General features: G+C 58.9%; 18 protein-coding genes. 8 read left to right on the forward strand and 10 right to left on the reverse strand.

The genetic code is table 11. From position 1 onward, the window contains the following. Nucleotides 1–52: 52 nt before the first annotated feature. The 6 genes from ABRP66_RS06240 to ABRP66_RS06265 are packed head-to-tail and all read left to right on the forward strand — an operon-like array spanning nt 53 to nt 7,200. A complete protein-coding gene (locus ABRP66_RS06240) occupies nt 53–1,645 on the forward strand; it encodes a choice-of-anchor M domain-containing protein (RefSeq protein WP_349838462.1) in 1,593 nt (530 codons plus the stop codon). Then, nucleotides 1,645–3,150, forward strand: a complete 1,506-nt coding sequence (locus tag ABRP66_RS06245) for an anchored repeat ABC transporter, substrate-binding protein (protein ID WP_349838463.1) — start codon at nt 1,645–1,647, stop codon at nt 3,148–3,150. The genes ABRP66_RS06240 and ABRP66_RS06245 overlap by 1 nt, the downstream gene beginning before the upstream one ends. Then, nucleotides 3,143–4,033: a choice-of-anchor M domain-containing protein gene (locus ABRP66_RS06250; protein WP_284782963.1), complete on the forward strand. Its 891-nt coding sequence runs from the start codon at nt 3,143–3,145 to the stop codon at nt 4,031–4,033. Before ABRP66_RS06245 ends, ABRP66_RS06250 begins: the two co-directional genes overlap by 8 nt. After that, complete coding sequence (locus ABRP66_RS06255; RefSeq protein ID WP_349838464.1) at nt 4,020–4,754, forward strand: anchored repeat-type ABC transporter ATP-binding subunit; 735 nt, start codon at nt 4,020–4,022, stop codon at nt 4,752–4,754. The genes ABRP66_RS06250 and ABRP66_RS06255 overlap by 14 nt, the downstream gene beginning before the upstream one ends. Continuing rightward, nucleotides 4,751–5,671 (forward strand): anchored repeat-type ABC transporter permease subunit, encoded by a 921-nt coding sequence (locus ABRP66_RS06260; RefSeq protein WP_349838465.1) that lies wholly within the window; start codon nt 4,751–4,753, stop codon nt 5,669–5,671. Before ABRP66_RS06255 ends, ABRP66_RS06260 begins: the two co-directional genes overlap by 4 nt. Beyond that, complete coding sequence (locus tag ABRP66_RS06265; protein WP_349838466.1) at nt 5,668–7,200, forward strand: choice-of-anchor M domain-containing protein; 1,533 nt, start codon at nt 5,668–5,670, stop codon at nt 7,198–7,200. Before ABRP66_RS06260 ends, ABRP66_RS06265 begins: the two co-directional genes overlap by 4 nt. Nucleotides 7,201–7,225: 25 nt before the next feature. Here ABRP66_RS06265 and ABRP66_RS06270 read toward each other — a convergent pair whose 3' ends face one another. Beyond that, the gene (locus tag ABRP66_RS06270) at nt 7,226–8,332 is read right to left on the reverse strand and encodes a CE1 family esterase (protein ID WP_349838467.1); all 1,107 of its coding nucleotides are present in this window, start codon (nt 8,330–8,332) and stop codon (nt 7,226–7,228) included. A gap of 109 nt (nt 8,333–8,441) precedes the next feature. Here ABRP66_RS06270 and ABRP66_RS06275 point away from each other — a divergent pair, with 109 nt between their 5' ends. Further along, nucleotides 8,442–9,545, forward strand: coding sequence for an isochorismate synthase (locus ABRP66_RS06275; RefSeq protein ID WP_284770538.1), 1,104 nt, complete (start codon nt 8,442–8,444; stop codon nt 9,543–9,545). 10 nt (nt 9,546–9,555) lie between these two features. Here ABRP66_RS06275 and ABRP66_RS06280 read toward each other — a convergent pair whose 3' ends face one another. The 9 genes from ABRP66_RS06280 to ABRP66_RS06320 all read right to left on the reverse strand — a co-directional run bounded on the left by ABRP66_RS06280 (nt 9,556) and on the right by ABRP66_RS06320 (nt 20,213). Continuing rightward, nucleotides 9,556–10,074 (reverse strand): class I SAM-dependent methyltransferase, encoded by a 519-nt coding sequence (locus ABRP66_RS06280; RefSeq protein WP_410762332.1) that lies wholly within the window; start codon nt 10,072–10,074, stop codon nt 9,556–9,558. Between the two features lie 106 nt (nt 10,075–10,180). Further along, a complete protein-coding gene (locus ABRP66_RS06285; protein ID WP_284782948.1) occupies nt 10,181–10,993 on the reverse strand; it encodes a fumarylacetoacetate hydrolase family protein in 813 nt (270 codons plus the stop codon). Between the two features lie 115 nt (nt 10,994–11,108). Then, nucleotides 11,109–12,128, reverse strand: coding sequence for a 3-isopropylmalate dehydrogenase (locus ABRP66_RS06290; protein ID WP_284770541.1), 1,020 nt, complete (start codon nt 12,126–12,128; stop codon nt 11,109–11,111). A gap of 135 nt (nt 12,129–12,263) precedes the next feature. After that, complete coding sequence (gene serA, locus ABRP66_RS06295) at nt 12,264–13,850, reverse strand: phosphoglycerate dehydrogenase (protein ID WP_349838469.1); 1,587 nt, start codon at nt 13,848–13,850, stop codon at nt 12,264–12,266. 64 nt (nt 13,851–13,914) lie between these two features. Then, entirely contained in the window at nt 13,915–14,826 is a 912-nt protein-coding gene (locus ABRP66_RS06300; RefSeq protein ID WP_237801087.1) for a hypothetical protein, read from the reverse strand. Continuing rightward, nucleotides 14,810–16,600, reverse strand: a complete 1,791-nt coding sequence (locus ABRP66_RS06305; RefSeq protein ID WP_349838470.1) for a GmrSD restriction endonuclease domain-containing protein — start codon at nt 16,598–16,600, stop codon at nt 14,810–14,812. The genes ABRP66_RS06300 and ABRP66_RS06305 overlap by 17 nt, the downstream gene beginning before the upstream one ends. Nucleotides 16,601–16,727: 127 nt before the next feature. After that, a complete protein-coding gene (gene ilvC, locus ABRP66_RS06310; protein ID WP_349838471.1) occupies nt 16,728–17,741 on the reverse strand; it encodes a ketol-acid reductoisomerase in 1,014 nt (337 codons plus the stop codon). Between the two features lie 102 nt (nt 17,742–17,843). Beyond that, nucleotides 17,844–18,359: an acetolactate synthase small subunit gene (gene ilvN / locus ABRP66_RS06315; RefSeq protein ID WP_284770546.1), complete on the reverse strand. Its 516-nt coding sequence runs from the start codon at nt 18,357–18,359 to the stop codon at nt 17,844–17,846. Between the two features lie 3 nt (nt 18,360–18,362). Continuing rightward, a complete protein-coding gene (locus ABRP66_RS06320; protein ID WP_284782929.1) occupies nt 18,363–20,213 on the reverse strand; it encodes an acetolactate synthase large subunit in 1,851 nt (616 codons plus the stop codon). Between the two features lie 302 nt (nt 20,214–20,515). Between ABRP66_RS06320 and ABRP66_RS06325 the strand changes: the two genes are divergently transcribed. Then, complete coding sequence (locus ABRP66_RS06325) at nt 20,516–21,058, forward strand: PH domain-containing protein (RefSeq protein ID WP_284770548.1); 543 nt, start codon at nt 20,516–20,518, stop codon at nt 21,056–21,058. Nucleotides 21,059–21,106: the final 48 nt, after the last annotated feature.

The following is a 21,106-nucleotide window of genomic DNA, read 5'->3' on the forward strand; positions in this document are numbered from 1 at the left end:
CTACTAATCCACAGCTCAGGGGACCCCCTGGCGCTTTAAAGGAAATTCAACCATGGATACCAACACCATTTCGCGCACCAGAGCTCACCGGCCTGGCAGCCGCATCATCGCGGCGGTGATTACCGCCCTCATCGCGTTTTTCGTTCCGGTCACACCGGCCTTGGCCTTCGATGAGGTCTTTGATTCCGGACATATCGACGCGTTCTACGTCACGGCACCTGATGGCCAGCTACACCTATCCATGCAGGAAGATGTCACCGGCTCGCACGTCCAGCGCCCTGGCGATGACGTGCTGCTCCAGGTCGTGGAATCGGCATGGTCCGATGCCACCGAGGCCGTTCCCGAGATTGGAGAATCGACCTACTTCCTGCCCCAAACTCAAGACCCAAATATCATCTGGCCGGGCTGGGATACTCAGCCGGCACGCGATGGCGGATTCACCAACGTTGACTTCGAATTCACCAATATCTCTGGGCCGGGCTCAGTCTATGTCTTTGAAACCTCTGGGTTCGGCAACGTCGGTGCCGTGACCAATTCCGATTCGATGGAGCTGACCAGCGGCGAGGTTATTAACCAGCCGAGTCCTGCACACCGCCACGTCAACTGGGCCTTTAGTGAGGCCGGTACCTATGAGATGACCGTTCAGGCCTCCTCTAATGGCCAAACCAGTAACGCAGTCACCTATACCTGGCAGGTAGGCGAAGGCGGAGAGGCAGTCTCCGGTCACCGTTCTGCGGGCGGTTCTGGCGATGCAGATAACTCCGGCAATGACGCTGGACACAGCAATTCCGAGGGTGGCCAAGGCGGCAACGCTGCAAGCGGCGGACAGTCCACGGATCCAGAGTGCCGTCCGGGTATTATCCCGCAGATTAAAGACGATACGGTCTCGCCGCCGCAGTGGCGCGATGCCGATGGCGCAACTTTTTACCTCTCCGATAATTCCGGCGTCGAGCTGCCAGAAGATGTTGGACCTGTTTCAGCCGGCCAAGCCTGGATGATTGGTTCTACGCAGGTCGATGGCGTGCCGTGGCTCGGTGCGAATACCCAGAGCCCCTCCATGCGCGAACACATTCCAGGTGATGTTACTTGGGAGCTCGTCGATATGAAGGGCCCTGGTACCATGATGGTCTACAGCCAGGGTGGCCTGGGCAAGATCGTCGGCGATGAATGGTTCCGCGGCGCGAACGGCGCTGTGGAAGGCAGCTACAATATCGCCCCCAATACCCACGTGCACCCTAACTGGGTCTTCGAAAAGCAGGGCACCTATGACGTGACGATCCGCCAGGTGGCCCAGACCTCTGCCGGCAAGCAAGTAGCAGGCCAAGCAACGCTGCACTTTGTCGTCGGCGGTGGCAGGCCAGATGGCTCCTTCGATAATGGCCACTTCGACCTGGGCGCGGAAGTGAACCCGGATGGCGGCGACTGTGGTGTTGGCGCCGCAGCCGGCGCGGGCTCTAATGGCTCCGGTGCTGGCCAGGATGCCGCTGGCGGTTCCGGTGCGAACGCATCCGGTAAGGGCGGTAACGCGGCTCTTGCCAATACTGGGACCCCCACCATGCCACTCGGAATCGGTGTGCTCGGCTTGGGCATGCTGTTCCTTGGCCTGGGCATCGCACGACTCGCTGTCGCGAGGGCAAAGAATTAATGCCAGTGTCCCACTACCGTTTCGTACCGCGCGGGCTGCAGGCCGTAGGGGCGCTCTGTAGCGTCTCCCTCCTCGCGGCAGGCTGCACGACCTCGGCAGCGGTGGATACCTCGGATCGCTTCAGCGTGGTCGCCACGACGCCCATTCTGGCGGATATGGCCCGCCACGTCGCAGGCGAGGATGCTTCGGTCACCGGGCTTATCCCGAGTGGAAAGGACCCGCACACCTTTGAGCCCACGCTGCGCACGGTGCGCAACGTGGCCAATGCAAACCTCGCCTTGAGCAATGGATACCTCTTGGAACCGCAATCGCTGATAGATACGCTGCACGAATCCACGGACGCACCCGTGGTGGAAGTCGCTGACTCCGCCTCCACCCGCGGCGCTACCCTCGTGCCGCTAGTAGAAGATGTCTCCCTGGATGCCATCTGGTTGGGCCTGCGCATTAGTGGTGCCGAGCAGCGCAACTCCGGCGTGGATTTCCGCATGGTCTCTGCCGAGGGGCCAGGCGATGTCGCAGCCTACGTGGTCTCCACCTTCGGTACGCCGGAAGTGCTGTTTAATAGCGCCGATGGCATCGACGCGGGCGATGATTCGGTCACCCTCCCGGCTAATGCGCACACGCACGTCTCGTGGGGCTTTTCGGAGCCGGGCATATATAAGCTTGGCTTTCAGGCCGATGGCACGGAGGTAGAGCACCTCACCGTCGCGGTAGGCGTGAACCCGCCGGAGGATATGGATGTCATTGATTCCGGCCACGTGGATATTGCCGCTGATGTGGCAGAGGGATCTATTGATTTACGCGATCAAGACCAGCATTTTGATCCCGCGCATACCACGGTAGCGGTCCCTTCCTCGGTCCTGCAGCCCATTCCGCCGGATCCCGCTTATCGCTTCTTGGGCACCCCCGGCGCGGATACGTACCTGCTCCCCCAGGCAGTCCTGGGCAAACATATCCACGGCGAAGTGGATCCACACTTGTGGCACAACGTAGACAATGCCATTGCCTATGTCGATGTCATTGCTGAAGAAATGGCGAATGCGGATCCGTCGCACGGCGCCGATTACCGCGCCCGTGCCGAGTCTTATATCGCGGAATTGCGCGAGCTGGACGAGTATGTGGACCGCGCGATTTCTTCTATCCCGCAGAGTAATCGGCACTTGGTCACCACCCACCACGGTTATGCCTACTTAGAGCAGGGCTACGGCCTTTCGGTGGCCGGGTTTGTTACCCCTAATCCCGCCATTGAGCCTTCGCCACGCGAGGTCATTGCCCTGCGCCGGACGCTGGAGAACCTGCACCTTCCTGCGGTCTTTGTGGAGCCGGTGGAGCAAGCCAGCGCCAGCACGCTGAAGGAAGCCGCCGCGCAGCAAAACGTGGAGCTGTGCCCCATTTACGGCGACACGCTTGATGATGCCGTGCCTACTTATATCGATCTCATGAAATTCAATGCTGACTCGCTGCAGCGTTGCCTACATCCTTCGAATGGAGATAACCATGCTTAACCTTGCCTCTCGTACCGTTACCCGCGCGGCCACTCGCACGGCAGCCTGCATTGTCACTGCGGGCCTCGCCCTATCCGCAACGCCCGCCTGGGCCGGCGACCTCGCGCAAGTGGTTGGCGCGGATGAAACCGTTGCGCCAGAGGGCGAAGAAAAGGTCATCGATGCCGGCCACGTTGATATCGGCACGCTGTTAGACGGCTCCGATGTCGAGCTTTTGGCCCGCGATGATGCGGGCGACTCCCCGGTGTGGCGCCACCTCGATGACCTCGTATTTTCGGTCAGCGATGCGGCCCAGCAGACGCTGCCGGATACCGAAGATTTCAGTTTCGTCGGTGCCCAATCCGGCGAGGATGTCTGGGTGGTCCCGCAGACTGAGCAGGTCGGCGTCCCGTGGCTGGGGTGGAATACCCAGGCGCCTTCGCTTGTCGATAACGCCGCTCGCGGCGTTACTATGGAATTCCTCGGACACTCCGGCCCAGGGGATTTTTCCCTCTTTTTGCAAAACGGTGGCTTTGAGGCACCCCAGCTGCTGTGGTCAACGGCAGAAAAAAGCGAGTCTGAGTTCTGGGTAGATCTCAATACGCACACTCACGCCAACTGGACTTTCACGGAGCCGGGCACCCACCAGGTGGGAATCCGGATTAAGGGTGAAACCACAAACGGCGAGGAGTTTAGTACCGACGGCGTGCTGACTTTCGCTGTGGGCGACGGCGCAGATATCCAGGCAGCCCAGGATGCGGAGTGGAGCCCAGCAGAGGCCACGACCGAGGATTCTTCCCTCCCGGTATGGGTTTATGTTTTGGTCGGCGGCGGAATCATCGTGCTGATCGCCGGTGTTGCCGTGCTCGTGAAATCCCGCAAGCGGGGCGATGGCCATGCCTAAGCCGTGCATTCAGGTGCGCGGATTGCAGGTAGCACTATCTGGCCGCACCGTTATTGAAGATGCCAATCTCGAGGTAGGCACCGGTGAATTCATTGGGCTCTTAGGCCCCAATGGCGCGGGCAAAACCACGCTGATGCGCGCCATTTTGGGTCTTATTCCTTCCTCTGGCACGTGTACCGTCACTGGCTCCGTGGGCTATGTTCCGCAGCGCCACGAGGTGGAATGGGGCTTTCCCATTAACGTGTACCGCACCGTGCTCAGCGGGCGCACCGGGCTCATCGGGTGGTTTAAGCGCCCTGGGAAAAAGGACCATGCGGCCGCCGCGGAGGCGCTGCGCTTGGTACATATGGAGGATTTTGCCTCCAGACCCATCGAGGAGCTTTCCGGCGGCCAGCGCCAGCGCGTATTGATCGCCCGCGCCCTGGCCATTCAGCCGGAGGTCTTACTACTCGATGAACCTTTTACCGGGCTCGACGCCCCAAATACCGAGGCCCTACTAGAGCTTTTCGCCGAGCTTGCGGCGCAAGGGAAATCCATCGTGATGTCTACCCACAATCTGTCGGAGGCAGCGCACACGTGCAAACGCTTGGTGCTATTTAATCGCACGGTTATTGCGGATGGCCCCGCCGATGAGCTTTTGGCAGACAAGGATCCGTGGACCCGTGCATTTGGTGTCAGTGCCTCTTCCCCGTTGCTCGCTGCGATTGGAGTAGCTGCGTGATTGATATCTCATTTATCGATTTCTTGCGGGATTTGACCAATCCCCACCTCGATTTCCTCGCCAGGGCGGTGGGCATTTCGCTCATCGCCGCCATCGTGTGCGGGGTCATCGGCTGTTATGTGGTGCTGCGTGGCATGGCCTTTATTGGCGATGCCGTCTCGCACGCCGTGTTCCCAGGCCTGGCCGTCGCCTTTGCGCTGCAAACCTCAGTCCTACTGGGCGGGGCGGTTGCCGGCGCGGTCGTCGCGGTGCTTATCGCCGCGTTTTCGCAACGCAACCACGTGCGCGCGGATTCCATCATCGGCATCTTTTTCGCCGCCGCCTTTGCCTTGGGCATGGTGATTATTTCGCGCACGGATGGCTATAGCGCCTCGCTCACCAGCTTCCTCTTCGGATCACTGACCGGCGTTTCGCGCACGGATATCACCGTCGCCGCAAGCGTCTGCCTGGTCGTCCTAGCCGTGGTCGTGGCCTTTGGTCCGCAGCTAAACGCCACCTGCTTGGACCGGGAGACCGCCCGGGCCATGGGCCTGCCGGTCTTCGCCCTGGATATCATCCTCTACCTGTGCGTGACCGCCGCGGTGGTCATTTCCGTAAGCACCATCGGCAATATCTTGGTCCTCGCCCTGCTGATTACCCCGGCAGCCACGGCGCGCCTGCTCACGGCCAACCTCACCACAATGATGCTCCTCTCTGCCATCATCGGCGCCGTCTGCAGCTTCTTCGGCATCTATTTGGCGTGGGCCATCGATCTTCCCGCGGGCGCAACCATCGTGCTCACGCTCACCGTCCTCTTCCTCATTGTCTGGGCCCTGCATCCCTTCTTGCGCTCCCGCCGCACACCCGGCCACTCTTCTCCTCGCGTGCCAGCCAACGCTTCCGAAAACTCCCCACGAAAGGAAACCATCGAATCATGAAACCCTTGTGCCGTACCGCTCTTGCCCTAGGCGCCGCCGGGTTCCTCAGCGTGGGAACCCTCACCGGTGTGGGTCTGCCCTCTTCCGTTATGGCCTCCGCGTACGCCGCAGAGGCCTGCAGCGCCGAGGACTTTATCCGCATTACCGAAGGCCACCAAGACATGGCGCTCAAGGATGAAAACGGGGATATCAGCTTTGTGGTCAAAGATGACCAAAAACGCAAAGAATACCAATCGGAAGAATTCGTGGTCGAGGTAGCGGAGAAGAACAAGCAGCCAATTTCAGCTCTCAACGTCCCTTCCCTGCCCGAGGAAGGATGGGTGCTACCGCAAACCCAGATTGAGGATGTTCCGTGGCTAGGTTTTAATACTCAGGAACTCTCCGAGGACTACCTCGGATCCAAGCAGACCGCGACGCTCAGCATGGCCATCGCATCCGGCCCCGAGGATGGCCGCATTGTAGCTTTCCAGAATGAGGGCATCGGCGAGCTCAAGGTGCGGATGGATACCGAGGACGGCACCGCCTGGGATTATCCCGGCAAGTCCCACGCCCACCCTGCCTTCGCTTTTACCAAGCCAGGCACCTACGCCGTGAGCTTTACTTTTGAGCTTCCCGATGGCTCCCGCCACCACCTGCACGCCGGATTCCTCGTCGGCGATGACGCGGATGCAGCGGAGCTATGCGGTGTCGACTATGACGAATCCGACGATGCCGAGGGAAGCGTCCCTTCGGGCGGAACCTCCCGCCCAGAACAGCTGGCCAAGGATATTAAAGGCGTAGATAAGGCTATCGCGGGCCTAGATAAGGAGCTGGAAAATACCCTGAAGGAAGGCCAAAAATTCCTCGAGGGCGATAAAAAGAAAGACAAGGGCGCCAAGGATAAATCCGGCGATAAGCCAACTAAGCAGGGCCAGTCCGAAGGATCCGGTGGCTCTGGTAAAAAGGCTGCAGAGAAAAACTCTGGTTCGAAGCAGGGCTCCAACCAAGGCTCCAAGTCTGGGTCCAACTCTGGATCCAATAAGGCCTCCGCCCACGGTTCTGGGGCCGGCTCTGGTGCTGCGTCGCGCAAATCGGGTGGGGGCTCGTCGAAGGGAGCATCGGCAAGCAGCGGCTCTCGCAGCGGTTCTAAGGCTGCACAATCCAAATCCGGCGGAAGTTCTGGCCAGAAATCTGCGGGCAAATCCACCCCGAAGTCCAAGAGCAGCAAGGCTAAGGACAGCAAATCTAAGGGCTCTAAATCTGAGAACCGAAGCACGGCGCCGGTGCCCAACGCATCTGCGGGTGGCAAGGACCACAACAATGAGGCGCTTGCCGGTGCCGCCTACACCGCCTCACTGACCAAGAGCAGCTTTTGGGCGGGCATCTTGGCGGGGCTCGGCGCATTCGCGCTGGTGCTAGGAATTGGTCTTTTGGTCTATGTCCAATTCTTCCGCAAAAAGAAGCTAGCCGGCGAACAGCCTGAGCAGCCAGAACAGCCAGTGCCGCCGCAGGCCGATGATGCCACGACGCAGATCCCGCGCATCGATTAGAGGCCTGAAAAAGTACCGTCTAGGGCTACACGCGTGTCTTGGTGGAAAGGAAGTCCCACACAACATTCGGGGTATCCGGCTGCCAAAACCACGTGTGTTCGGCAGGCACCTTGATCAATTCCACGTCCTTCTGGCAACCGTTGAAGTTCAGGCGCTCGGCACCTCCAATATCCGCTTGGGATTGAAAGGTCATATCGCAGCGATTGCGGTTGAGATACCCTCCCAAGACGGTGCGCACGGGAAGATAACCAGCTTCGTGCCGGTCGCCGCCTTCATAGGTCATCATCTGATCGTGGGTGCCGTGCATGATGAGTGTATGCATTGGCGCATCGCCGCAATTGGTTTCAACGGGGGTATAAAAAGCTCCAGAGACCATGGCAACCGCAGCAAATGTATCTTGAGCGTGACAGCCTAATACCGAGGTAAAACCTCCGCCATTGGACATTCCCATGGCGTAGACGCGGTTGCGATCCACGTGATAGTCCGCATCCACCGCATCCAAGATGCGCTTGATGAAGCGGATATCTTCGCCGTCATGGGTTTTGGCATATGGAGCTGCTTCCCAAGCGCGTTCGTAGCCCTCCGGGTAAATGATGATGGCCTCATCGGTGGCTGACGTATTGCCCATCCGTGCGTAACTAGAGAAATTTTCCGGGGAATCTCCCCAACCGCCAAATCCAAAAAGCACCGGGGATGGTTTTTCGGGCGAGTAATTATCGGGGATACGCACGAGGTAGCGGCGCTGTTTTCCTTCGTGTTCCATCTCGAGCGATTCCATAGTTCCCGGTGCAATGGCCGGATCAGGATTAATGCTGGGATCAGCAGAAGGCACAGGTGGAGTCGGCTCGGGATTACCCGAAACTGGTGGCTCACCGTCAGTAGACGGGTGCGCCTCAGCATCGCGAGGCGTCGATTCAGTGACACCTTCAGGGAGCAAATGCGAGCCGTCTGGTTCTGGAATCACGGGCTCGCCGGAGTGGTGGTCTTGTTCTGGCACAGGCGCCGGGTGCGTCGGTTCTACCGGTGATCCGGCACCTTCTTGTTCCTGCGCCATTGCCGGCACGCTTAAAGCCGCGCCTATCACTAGCAGTGAGGTCAAGAGATAGGTGAATCGAAGAAAACCTTTAGTCACAATAGCCACTTTTGTAACAATAGTTACATCGGTTGTGCCAGCAGGTGCCCACACGCTTGGCGGAGGGTAATTTCTACCAACTTTTAACGAGGCACTAAGCTAGATCCCCATGCACGAAGACAGACCAAGCACCGCCCCCGATTTCTTGCTCTCCCGAGCAACGGGGTCTGTCCGTACCCAAGGTGCGCGGGACACCTTTACCAGTGCCGAGGCCGCGGTTGACGCCTTGCGCCGAGGCGGGGCCGAGATGGTCGTAGGTGCCATCCCCTTTGATTCCGATACTCCCGCCGCGCTGACCGTTCCAGAATCAATCATCCGAGAAGACGGCCCGCTAGAACCACATGCGTTCTACCGCAATCAGACCCTCAATTCCCGCGTCGTGGGCTTTGACCCAGAGCCAGAAGAACACCTGCGCCGCGTTGAAGCGGCCATCGGCACCATCGAAACCTCGAAGCTAGAAAAGGTGGTTTTAGCCCGCGCGGTCGATATCGAATTTGCTTCCCCCATCGATCCCCGGCTGGTGGCCGCGCGCCTAATCGATCTCTCCGTCAACCGCGATGGCTTCATTGCGGATCTCTCCCCTGCAGGCCGCCCAGGGGCCATGCTGGTCGGTTCTTCGCCAGAGGTGCTGATCAAGCGCCAAGGCTCGACCGTGTCTGCATTCCCGCTCGCCGGCTCCACCCCGCGCCGAGCCAATAAAGCGGCAGACCACATTGCCAGCCAAGACCTCTTGCACTCCGCAAAGGATCTGCTCGAGCACTCCTTTGTGGTAGAGCACCTGCGCAGGGTGCTAGAGCCGCTGTGTAGCAGCCTCAATATCCCCGATACCCCGCAGCTCATACACACCAATGAGATGTGGCACTTGGGCACGCCGGTTACCGGTACCCTGCGGGATAAAGACCTCACCGCCCTGGAATTGGCAGAAGTAGTCCACCCCACCCCCGCAATCTGTGGCACGCCGACGGAAGCTGCGCAGGCGCTTATTGAGACCGCCGAGACCGACCGCGGCTTCTATGCCGGCACCGTCGGCTGGTGTGATAGCTCCGGTGACGGTGAATACATGGTAGCTATCCGTTGCGCAGAGGTTGCTGGCGATGGCCTCTCCGCCCGCGCCTGGGCCGGCGGCGGCGTGGTCGGTGCCTCCAATGCCCAGGCGGAGCTGGAAGAAACCACCGCCAAGCTCCAGACGATCTTACGGGCGCTGAGCCTTTAAACGGTGCGGATTAGTACCGCTTTGCCACGAGAACCACGTCGCTGGTGTGGTGAGCGCCTGCGCCGCTAGTTACATGGCGCGGCGATCGCCGCAAGGTCTGCACCGTCAATTCGGTCAGGTTTTCCGCCAGCCATTCCGGCATGGCGATCTCTTCTGACTCCATATCATGGTGAACATAGAGCAAGGTTCCGCCCGTGGCGACGAGCTTTTCTAACAGTGCTACTTCCCGTGAGTTGGCACGGACACTGCCATAATGCACGGTGACCAAATCAAATGGGGCGTGGCTGAATTCATCAAAGGTGGCAACCTCCGCGGCTACTCCTCGCGCCCTAGTCCGTGCCACGGCAGTCGGAGCAAAATCGATGCCGAGTACCTGCCAGCCGTGCTCGTGCAGCCACTGGGCATCGGCGCCTTCCCCGCAGCCGATATCGAGCGCGGTACCGCCTGGAAGGTCACTAACATAGTCCACCAGCGTGGCATTCGGACTCCCCGACCACACCTGTACAGCGGAGCGATAGCGCTCCTCCATTTCCTGCGCGCTGGGCGCAGACCCGCGGTGGCCTTGATGCGAATGTTCCGGCACGCCGTTCTCCTTCTAGCAAAACCTCACCAGCGGCAGCTGCTGTGGGATGAATCTACTGCGCCCTAGAGATGGTATTGCGCAGAGTACCAACCCCTGGGATCTCAATTTCAATGGTATCGCCCGGCACCATCGGAGCGGTTCCCGCGGGCGAGCCGGTAGTGATGACATCACCAGGCAGCAAAGTATATGCGGCAGAAATCTCTTCCAAGATGCCGCCCATCTTGACGATCATCTGATCCGTATTGGAATCCTGCTTCTGCTCACGGGAACCATCATGGGTCAGGTACGCATTGATCTTCTGATCATCAAGATCCAAGCTATCCAGGTCCGTTTCAATCCACGGACCCAGCGGGCAAAAGGTATCAATGCCCTTGGCGCGCGCCCACTGACCATCCTTGAACTGGAGGTCACGGGAGGAAACGTCGTTGCAGATGGTATAGCCCAGCACGTGGTCTTTCCAGTTCTCAGCCTTGATATTCTTCGATGGCTTGGAAATAACTACGGCGAGTTCGCCCTCAAATTCCACGTTGGTGGCATAATCGGGAATCTTGATGGCCTCATTCGGGCCGATAACCGCAGTCGAGGGCTTCAGGAAGATGGTGGGCGGCAGCTTATCGGAGGACTTCTTAAATACCTCCGCCACGTGGTCGGCATAGTTGCGCCCGAGCGCCACCACCTTGGTGGGCAAGGTCGGCGCCAAGAGGCGCACCTCGCCCAGCTTCCATTCCCGGCCGGTGGGCTCCGGCGGGGTAAATGGAGTGCCGGAGATTTCTTTAGCTACAAGCTCCTCCATCGGGGCGTCTTGTGGCCCGTCGATGATGGCAAAGCAAATTCCTTCTGGGTGTGCAATTCGTCCTAAACGCATAACGGCCATCCTACTAAAAGGGAGCCTTTACATGTGTGCAAAGTTTGCGGTGTTAATATGCAAAGATTATTTAGTTCCTTGCCAACACCGCATTCGTACAAAGGACTTCTTGCGCTTAAGCTTGCAGGCTCGCTGCGATCCGATCCCCTACCTCGACGGTCTTGATTGGGGCATCGCCCCGCTTGGCGATGTCCTCCGCCACCGCCTTTTCAATCTTCTGCGCATTGTCTTCATCACCCAGCTGCCGCAAAAGCATCGCCGCCGACAAGATAGCCGCGGTGGGATCCGCGATGCCTTGTCCGGCAATATCAGGTGCCGAACCGTGCACTGGCTCAAACATGGAGGGGTTCTCGCCCGAGGCATCGATATTGCCCGAAGCAGCCAACCCAATTCCGCCAGTAATAGCGCCTGCTAAGTCCGTTAAGATGTCTCCAAAGAGGTTATCGGTCACAACGACATCGTAACGGGAAGGATCCGTCACCATGTAGATGGTCGCGGCATCGATGTGGTTATAGTCCACCTCCACCTGCGGATATTCCGCCGCAACTTCTTCCACCGTGCGGTGCCACAAGTCGCCGGCGTTGACGAGGACATTGGTCTTGTGCACCAGGGTCAGGTGGTTGCGGCGCTGCGATGCCCGCTCAAAGGCATCGCGCACCACGCGCTCTACCCCGAAGCGGGTATTTTGCGAAACCTCGCTGGCGACCTCGTGCGGCGTTCCTTCCCGCAGCGTGCCACCATTGCCGCAGTACAGGCCCTCGGTGCCTTCACGCACCACGACGAAGTCGATCTCGCCCGGGTTAGCCAGCGGCGAGTGGGCCGTGGGATACAAGATAGAAGGGCGCAGGTTCACGTGGTGATCGAGTGCAAACCGCATCTTCAATAACAGGCCGCGTTCCAAGACGCCCGGTGGAACCTCACCTGGCGCACCAATGGCACCCAGCAAAATGGCATCGTGCTCGCGCAAGCTGGCCAAGTCTGCATCCGTTAAAAGCTCGCCATTACGCAGGTAGCGCCGCGCGCCCAAGTCATAATCGGTGGTTTCAATATCGCTGCGCACGGTGCGCAGCACCTTCAGGGCTTCCGCCGTTACTTCCGGCCCAATGCCGTCGCCGCCAATAACCGCTAATTTCATTAGATAGGATTCCTTTCTCACATAGTGGATTCGAGATTAGCCTACCAAAGAAAACCCACCCATCGCAGCATAATTCTGCGCGATGGGCGGGCGCGAGTACGCGGTTAGGCCAATCCGCCCTAACCTGCGCTGAGATTATTCATCCATGTCGAATTGCTGGCACGTAGCGCCAAGGGCGGAGTTGATCTCCTCGATGAGAGAATCTGGCACCTCGGACTCCACGCGCAAGATCAGCACGGCATCGGATTCCTGCTTGCCCTGCGTCAAGGCTGCGGCGATGATGTTGATGCCCGCAGCACCCAGCTTGGTACCCACGGTACCCAGCGCGCCTGGGGCATCGGCATAGCGGAAGAACAGGTTGCGGCCCTCGGCCCGCATATCCACGCCACGACCGTTAATACGGACAAACTTTTCGGTCCCGTCAATACCGATGAGCGCACCGGTAAGCGAGGAGGTCACGCCCTCCGCGCTAATGACCTTGACCTGCAAGGAAGAACGGTGGCCCTTGGATTCTGGGTTGGTGGATACCGAAACCTCGACCCCGCGGCTTTCGGCAATCTTCATCGCGTTGACGAAGGTAACCGGCTCTGAGGTCACGCCGCTAAACAGGCCACGGACGGCGGAAAGGCCCAGCACGTCCACATCCTCAGTGGACAGCTCGCCGCAGGCCTCAATCTCCACGGCGACGGGAGCCTGATCAAGCAGGCGCCCTGCGGTAAGGCCCAGCTTGCGGGCAAGGTCGAGCCACCCGGCTACCTCTTCGCCTACCGTACCGCCAGAGACGTTGACCGCATCAGGAACGAACTCGCCGGCCAAGGCCTTGAGCACCGAGGCAGCGACATCGGTACCAGCGCGGTCCTGTGCCTCCACGGTGGACGCACCCAGGTGCGGCGACGCCGTGACCTGCGGCAGCTTAAAGAGTGGGGAATCCGTGCACGGCTCCGTGGAGTACACGTCAAAACCCGCACCGCGGTGGTGGCCCGAGGTAATAGAATCTGCCAAGGCCTGCTCGTCTACGAGGCCGCCGCGGGCGGCGTTGATAAGAATCTGGCCTTCCTTTGCCTTGGCCAGAAGCTCCGCATTGAACATTCCGGCGGTCTCCGGCGTCTTGGGCAGGTGAATGGTGACAAAATCTGCCTGCGCCATCAGCTCTTCCAGCTCGACCAATTCCACGCCAAGCGCTGCCGCACGCGCCGGATTGGCATAAGGATCGTGGGCAATAATCTTCGTTTCAAAGGCGCTTAACCGCTGGGCAAAAAGCTGACCGATGTGGCCGAAGCCGACGATACCAATAGTCTTGCCGTAGACCTCCACGCCCTTAAAGGAAGAGCGCTTCCAGTCGCCCTCGCGCAGAGATTGATCCGCCGCTGGAATCTGGCGGGCAGTGGCCAAAAGCAAGGCAATCGCCTGCTCGCACGCAGAGTGGATATTGGAGGTGGGAGCGTTGACCACCATGACACCCTTATTGGTGGCGGTGTCAATATCCACGTTATCCAGTCCCACGCCCGCGCGGCCCACAATCTTGAGCTTGGGCGCTGCTTCTAGAACTTCAGCGTCGACCGTGGCGGCAGAGCGAACGAGCAGCGCATCTGCTTCTGGAACCGCCGCAAGCAATTCCTCGCGGTTCGGGCCATCTACCCAGCGCACCTCGACGGAATCCCCCAACGCCGTCACTGTGGATTGGGCCAATTTATCGGCGATAAGAACTACCGGCTTCGACATATCATCCTTCGTTTCACTTCGTTGTGCATTACGCGACAATAACCGCGTGTGAAGGAAGTGTAGTTCAGTTTGGGGTGCCCTGCCGTATTTTTTCCTTAAATTCTTTCACGTGACCGAATTCCGGGCCCAAAGCGATAAGCGAGCCCTCATCGAGCCCTGCCACCATGGCCATACTCCGCTTATCTTCCAGCGGATCCGCCGTCGGCATCACCAAAACCGAGCCACCATAGGCCGCGGCAGTAATGACATTGGCTACCGGACTATCCGCTGTGGCCACGATATTGGGCGCCATCTGGCCATCGCGCCGCGACTGTGCCGGGACGGCCGGCAGCTTTTTGCCATCATCGTCAGGTTCGCCCTCATAAGGAATCCAGGCAGGACGCAACTCAACGTAGGGTGTTTTATCCAGCCGCGCGATGTCCTTGACCACCTGGTTCGGCGAGGCAACCACCTTGGACTCGTACTGGAAGGCCGTAAAATCCCCCAGCGCTTCATGCGTTCCCGGATCCTTGATGACAGTGAAATCACCGCTGGATTGCGTCCACGGGATATCGCCCACGATGACGAGTCGTTTTACCTCCAAGTCTCCGACCAAGTTGAGGATGTCACCGCGGCGCGAGCGATCATATTCCACGGCCGGCAAGTGCTGGTTAATCGCCAACGTTGCCGCGCGCAACACGGATTTATCATCGGGCGCAAAGAGCACCATGGAATCTGAATCATCGAAGAAAGTCCGCGCGGCCTCGATGCCACTCGGATCGTCGATGATGTCCAGTTTGCCGGCGAATTTGGGATCGATAAGGCGGTTTTGATTCTCTGACTTGGCGCGCTCGAGCTCGACATCGGACTCGGAGAGATCCGACAGACCTCGCTTGACCAGTTTGGGTTCCTGCAAGGCATCACCGCAGCCAACAAGTACGAGGGAGGCTGCGATAACCACTGCAGCCGCCCGATACCTCTTAGCGGCCAAACGCATGTGGCCCCTCTTCACCGCCGGCCAGGTTTGCTTCATCGACATCTCGAATGACGGGAATGCCTAAGGTTTCTTCCACTAGATCCACGAAGCGATGGCGACGATCAGCCAAGAATTCCTGAATCTTTGACTCCCTTAGGTTAGCGACATCGAGGTCGTGCGATGCCAGGACGGCATCAAATTCCTCGTCTTCCATGATGGACTTGGACTGCACGCGAGGCAGGTAGCGGTTCGGCGCGAACCCATCGAGGACGACCTCTGTGCGCTTGCCCATCGGGGTGTAGTTCATGACCGAATGGGCCAAGACCGAATCCACCCCGTGGCGCTGGCACCAATTCAGTGGGAATAACGGGAAAAACCCGGGCTTCAACTCTTCAAAGGTGTGGCGAGTAAATTCACTGCCCGTCCGCCAATCCTTCGCGCCGCGGGCCATAAGCAGGGCATAGATTCCGTGCCATACCCCATCGTTTTCATCGACCGAGAGCAGGCGGGATTCCCGAAATCCTGCATCCGCGACCGTCTTGGGAACATCATCGGTGGCCCCGGCAACCCACTCGGTCACCTCATCCACATCGCGGGCAGCGCGCAACGGCACCGCGGAAGAACCGTAGAGCTCACCAAAGACGCCGCACCAGAACCACTGGTCTATGCGATCCCATGCCTGCTGGCTAGACAGGGCCCCGGACCGCTTTGCCAAGCGCGCGATAATGACTGCTAGCGGCACGATCTGTTCCGTATAAGGAACCTGATCGAGGCTTAAAATGCGGCGCTGCGCCAAGAATTCGGCAACCTCGTGGAAGGTGATGCGCAGGTCGTGCGCGGCTGCCTTGTACTCGGACAGGGACAGCTTCAAAATGTCTTCCCGTTGTCCACCGGCATTACCCTTTTCCCCTGTAATCAAGAGGGATACCGCGGAAAGGAACTCATTGCGGCCGATGCCATCGAGGGCGGGAGAATCCCGCAGGTCCTTTTCCACCTGCTGCCAATCGTTAGCAAGGTGGAAGGTCGGATCTTCGGAAGCAAAGACGGCGGTTAAGAGATCGAAGACATCCATCTGCAGGCCGGCCGAGTTCGCCTGGGCAAAAATAGAACCGATTCCAGAGCGCTCCGTTTCGCGGGATAGCCGGATCATCGGGATGTCATAGCCCGCCAAGGGGCGCACGATGCGGTTATTGAACGCGGCAAGCTCGGCGCTGCATTGCTCGTGTGTGGCGGCGAGCTCGAAAAGCATGCTGGTGCCTTCCTCGCTGAGTAGCGAGGCCACGGGGATGCACATATTGTCCAGCCCATCCTGGCGGCAGGTAATAGCCCCATCAACGTCGGGGCCGAAGTGCGAGCAGATCTCGCCGTTTTGGTCGACGGCGAAAATGGCGTCATCGGCAAGCAAGTCCCCGCTTACCGCGGCGCGGACGTCGATGAAAAAGCGGCGGTGGACCTTCTTTTTCCGGAAGTCAGTGGTCTTGACAAAACCCTCGCCATTAAAGCAGTGGTACAGGGAGGTAAGGCGCTGTTGGCCGTCCAAGAGCAGCAACCCGGGCTCGACACCAACCTCGGGCGCACCCGCCAGCACCCTGGGGCGGAAACGCATCTTTTCATTGCGGGCATCTAGGGCCATCAGCGCGCCGATGGGGTATCCACGCAGGACCGTAACGATAAGTGAGCGGATGCGGTCTTCATCCCAGGCGTAGCTGCGCTGGAAATCCGGAAGCTGGATATCGCCCCGGTCAATCCGCGAAAAAAGGTCCCTGAGATCATAGCTTGGCGTCGTAAAACCCATAGGGCCAATACTACCCGCAACACCTCCGCGGCACCTCACAGACTTAGGTGCTGCGACAATGCTCAGCAAAGGCACAAAAGCGGCCCACGGGGAGTTTCCCGCGGGCCGCAGTGACTTCAGCTAGTGACTAGGCAGTAGCGTCCAATGGGTTCTTGACCCAGCTCATGAGATCGCGCAGCTTGGTGCCGGTCTTTTCGATCTCGTGCTGCGCAAATTCTTCGCGCATTTCTTCCAGCTCCTTGTTGCCGCCCTCAACGTTGGCGAGCAGGCGCTTGGTAAAGGTTCCATCCTGGATATCGGACAGGACTTCCTTCATGCGCCGCTTGGTATCAGCGTTGATGATGCGTGAGCCGGAGATGTAGCCACCAAACTCAGCGGTATCAGAGACCGAGTAGTTCATGTTGGCAATGCCGCCCTCGAACAACAGGTCCACGATGAGCTTCATCTCGTGCAGGACCTCGAAATAAGCCATCTCTGGCTCGTAGCCGGCCTCGGTGAGGACCTCGAAGCCGTTGCGGATGAGGAACTCGACACCACCGCACAGGACGGCCTGCTCACCAAAGAGGTCGGTGACCGTCTCCGCCTCGAAGGTGGTGGGGATAACGCCCGCGCGGGCGCCACCGATGGCAGCGGCATAGGACAGGGTCAGGTCATGACCCTCGTTCTTCGGATCCTGCTCGGTGGCGATCAAGCAAGGAACACCCTTGCCGTCTACGAACTGGCGGCGGACCAGGTGGCCAGGGCCCTTAGGCGCAACCATGCCGACGGTGACGGACGCAGCCGGCTCAATCAGCTTGAAGTGGATATTCAGGCCGTGACCGAACAGCAGTGCATTGCCGTCTTCCAGGTTCGGGGCGATGTGCTCTTCGAAGATCTCCTTCTGGGAGGTATCCGGCGCCAGCAGCATAACGACGTCGGCCCACTTGGATGCCTCCGCGACGGACTTGACCTCGAAGCCAGCCTCCTCTGCCTTGGCTGCGGACTTAGAGCCCTCGCGCAGACCGATAACAACCTCAACGCCGGAATCGCGCAGGTTCTGGGAGTGGGCGTGACCCTGGGAGCCGTAGCCGATGACCGCTACCTTGCGGCCCTGGATGATCGACAGGTCAGCATCATCGTCGTAGTAGGTATCAATAGCCATTTCAAATCCTCAATTCTTTGGTAGGAAAAGCTGTAATGAAGCGTCCTAACGCAGAGTATATATCACTGAGCGGGACAATGTGTTCACATCGTGAGATTTTATTTACTTTTTGGGAGCCGTAGCCTTCGGGCCGCGCCCCAAGGCTACGTGGCCCGATTGCACGAGTTCGCGAATACCGAAGGGCTCGAGGACTTCAAGCAGCGCCGCGAGCTTGCCCGGCGTACCGGTAGCTTCCACGACAACCGATTCCTTTGCCACGTCGACCACGCGGGCGCGGAAGATATTCACCGCATCCACCACCTGTGCGCGGTTGGAATTATCGGCCGCTACCTTCACCAGCATGATGGCGCGAGCAACCGTGGAATCTTCCTTGAGTTCCACGACCTTGATGACCGGAATGAGCTTATTGAGCTGCTTCGTTACCTGCTCAATGATCACTTCAGAGGCATCCACAACGATGGTCAGCCGGTTAATTCCCGGGGTTTCCGTGTGCGCGGAGACCAGGGACACCAAGCTGTAGCCACGGCGACTGAACATTCCCACCACGCGGGCGATGATGCTTTCTACATCCTCAACTAATACCGATAAGGTATGCCGAGTTACCTCGTTTTGCGTCATGGTTTATGCCTCCTGAATGGTTTCGTCGATCTCAGCCGGGGTCTCCGCGGCGGATTCAGCTTCATCAAAAAGCGGGCGCAGGCCGCGGGCGTACTGGATTTCCTCATTGGAGGCACCGCCACCGATCATCGGCCACACCTGCGCATCTTGGCCGACGATGAAGTCAATGACGACTGGCTTATCGTTAATTGCCTGCGCGCGCTTAATGGCCGGAACGACTTCTTCTTCGCTCGTGACCCGGATGGCTTCACAACCGAGCGCTTCGGCCAAACGGACGAAGTCCGGGGTGAAGGCGTTTTCTTCGCGCAGCTTGGTGTGCGAATAGTGCTGATCATAAAACAGCGTCTGCCACTGCCGGACCATTCCAAGGTTGCCGTTATTAATGACGGCAACCTTAAACGGGAAGCCTTCCAAGGCTGCAGTGGTAAGTTCCTGGTTGGTCATTTGGAAGCAGCCATCACCATCGATGGCCCAGACTTCCTTATCTGGACGCGCTGCCTTTGCACCCAAGGCAGCGGGAACGGCATAGCCCATGGTTCCAGCGCCACCGGAGTTGATCCAGGAACGCGGGTGTTCAAAGTCCAAGAACTGCGCGGACCACATCTGGTGCTGGCCCACGCCCGCACAGTAGATAGCTTCCGGCCCCACGGTTTCACTGAGCTTTTCCAAGACGAATTGTGGATTCAGCAGGCCATCATCGGTGGGCTCATAACCGCGTGGGAAACGCTCTTGCATGCCGCGCAGGTAATCGTGCCACTGTTTCACCTCGGTGGCTGGCTGCACATCCTTCTTGCGGTACTCCTTGCTAAGCGCGGTCAAGCACTTCTTGGCATCGCCGACGATGGGAACTGTAACTTCCCGGATCTTGCCAATCTCAGCTGGGTCAATATCGGCGTGGATGACCTTCGCATTTGGCGCGAATGTTGAGGTATCGCCGGTCACGCGGTCATCGAAGCGGGCGCCGATGGCAATGATGAGGTCAGCACGCTGCATCGCCGCGACGGCCGGAACTGTGCCGTGCATGCCCGGCATCCCCATGTGCAGCGGGTGAGAGTCCGGAAAGGTGCCCAGCGCCATCAGGGTGGTAACCACCGGGATATTCGTGAGCTCCGCAAACTCCAGCAGCTCTTGGGAGGCATTAGCTTTAACGACTCCGCCGCCGACATAGAGCACGGGCTTTTCCGCATGCGACATCAATTCCACGGCCTGAGCTACCTGCCGGTGGTGTGGCTTGGTGACTGGCTTATATCCTTGCAGGTCAAGCGTTTCCGGAAAGCGATAATCCAAAAAGCCGTTTTGCACGTCCTTAGGGATATCCACGAGCACCGGACCGGGGCGGCCAGTGGAGGCCAAGTGGAAGGCAGCCGAAATAGCAGAAGGGATCTCTGAGGGATCCGTCACAATGTAATTGTGCTTGGTAATCGGCATGGTGACACCGCGGATATCGGCCTCTTGGAAGGCATCGGTACCCAAAAGGTTACTGCCCACCTGGCCGGTGATGGCGACGATGGGAACGGAGTCCAAGTTGGCATCGGCAAGCGCCGTAACCAAGTTGGTCGCACCGGGACCGGAGGTAGCGATGCACACACCCACCTTTCCGGATGCCTGCGCATAGCCCTCGGCGGCGTGGCCGGCGCCTTGTTCATGGCGGGTTAGCACGTGGCGAAGCTTGGTTGAACCATGCAGTGCATCGTAGAGCGGAAGCACGGCACCGCCTGGAATACCGAATACGAGATCGGTGCCCAGATCTTCCAGCGTGCGGACAATTGCATGAGCCCCACTCATTCGCTCCGCTGACGCAGCTGTCTTTGCAGCGGCCGCGGAAGCAGGCGTGGGCGAGGATGTCGTTACCACGGTGTATGTGCTCCTTGGGTTGGTCTGTCATGGAAACTGATCATCGAAAACGCCCTAGTTACAACTAAAGCCCCCGCGGGCCGGTGGTCTGCGGGGGCGAAAGCGTCGACGTTCAGGAAACGTCGCGGTCACCGCCGCGCTCGTACCACCTGAAGTCGAATCATGATCATATTTCCAACTATATACCGATAGAATTATATCTGGAAGCCGTTACCCCCTTTTGGGAAAAGTTTCTCATATGATGAAACGCGGCGAAAAAATGGTTCGCTTCCCCACCACATGGTCAATTAGGCTGGCTGACTATGACCCCACCAGCACAGGACAAACAACCTCGTCAGTCCACCACCCAGGCAGAGGTCTTCACCCCTTCCCGCGACCACATCTTGGGCATCTTAATTTTGTCCACGATCGCCTTATTAAGCATTGGCTGGGCGCCCAAATACCTGGGGTGGCTGCTGATTATCCCCGTAATCGGCCTCTGGTGGGTCATCAAGGCCCGCACGCGGATCTCTGAGAAAGGCATTTCCATTTCTTATGCGTTCCGGAAAAACGTTTCCATCGCATGGGATGATTTCGCCGGGATTGGCTTCCAGCGCGCCCGGGCCTTCGCGCAGACTAAAAATGGTGCGAAACACAACCTGCCTGGCGTAACCTTCAACTCACTGCCCCGCTTGGCACAAGCATCCCGCGGGCGCATTCCCGATGCCCTCACCCAGGGCCGCGAGGCAGCCGACGACAAGGTCGTCATCGTGCACCGCGACGGGCAGCAGATCCTCTTAAGCAAAGAGGAATATGCTGCATACCTAGAAAAGCACCCCGAACTTAAAGATTCGGCAGAAAACTAAATCTACTTTCTCCCCCATTTGACCAATCCATAAGGAATAGTGACTTAA

The organism is Corynebacterium sp. KPL2680 (assembly GCF_040225675.1).
GTDB classification, from domain to species: domain Bacteria; phylum Actinomycetota; class Actinomycetes; order Mycobacteriales; family Mycobacteriaceae; genus Corynebacterium; species Corynebacterium rhinophilum.

Coding starts and splice junctions, on each gene's coding strand:
- ABRP66_RS06240 (WP_349838462.1), top strand. CDS start 53: ATGGATACCAACACCATTTCGCGCACCAGAGCTCACCGGCCTGGCAGC.
- ABRP66_RS06245 (WP_349838463.1), top strand. CDS start 1,645: ATGCCAGTGTCCCACTACCGTTTCGTACCGCGCGGGCTGCAGGCCGTA.
- ABRP66_RS06250 (WP_284782963.1), top strand. CDS start 3,143: ATGCTTAACCTTGCCTCTCGTACCGTTACCCGCGCGGCCACTCGCACG.
- ABRP66_RS06255 (WP_349838464.1), top strand. CDS start 4,020: ATGGCCATGCCTAAGCCGTGCATTCAGGTGCGCGGATTGCAGGTAGCA.
- ABRP66_RS06265 (WP_349838466.1), top strand. CDS start 5,668: ATGAAACCCTTGTGCCGTACCGCTCTTGCCCTAGGCGCCGCCGGGTTC.
- ABRP66_RS06275 (WP_284770538.1), top strand. CDS start 8,442: ATGCACGAAGACAGACCAAGCACCGCCCCCGATTTCTTGCTCTCCCGA.
- ABRP66_RS06280 (WP_410762332.1), bottom strand. CDS start 10,074: ATGGAGGAGCGCTATCGCTCCGCTGTACAGGTGTGGTCGGGGAGTCCG.
- ABRP66_RS06285 (WP_284782948.1), bottom strand. CDS start 10,993: ATGCGTTTAGGACGAATTGCACACCCAGAAGGAATTTGCTTTGCCATC.
- ABRP66_RS06290 (WP_284770541.1), bottom strand. CDS start 12,128: ATGAAATTAGCGGTTATTGGCGGCGACGGCATTGGGCCGGAAGTAACG.
- serA (WP_349838469.1), bottom strand. CDS start 13,850: ATGTCGAAGCCGGTAGTTCTTATCGCCGATAAATTGGCCCAATCCACA.
- ABRP66_RS06300 (WP_237801087.1), bottom strand. CDS start 14,826: ATGCGTTTGGCCGCTAAGAGGTATCGGGCGGCTGCAGTGGTTATCGCA.
- ABRP66_RS06305 (WP_349838470.1), bottom strand. CDS start 16,600: ATGGGTTTTACGACGCCAAGCTATGATCTCAGGGACCTTTTTTCGCGG.
- ilvC (WP_349838471.1), bottom strand. CDS start 17,741: ATGGCTATTGATACCTACTACGACGATGATGCTGACCTGTCGATCATC.
- ilvN (WP_284770546.1), bottom strand. CDS start 18,359: ATGACGCAAAACGAGGTAACTCGGCATACCTTATCGGTATTAGTTGAG.
- ABRP66_RS06325 (WP_284770548.1), top strand. CDS start 20,516: ATGACCCCACCAGCACAGGACAAACAACCTCGTCAGTCCACCACCCAG.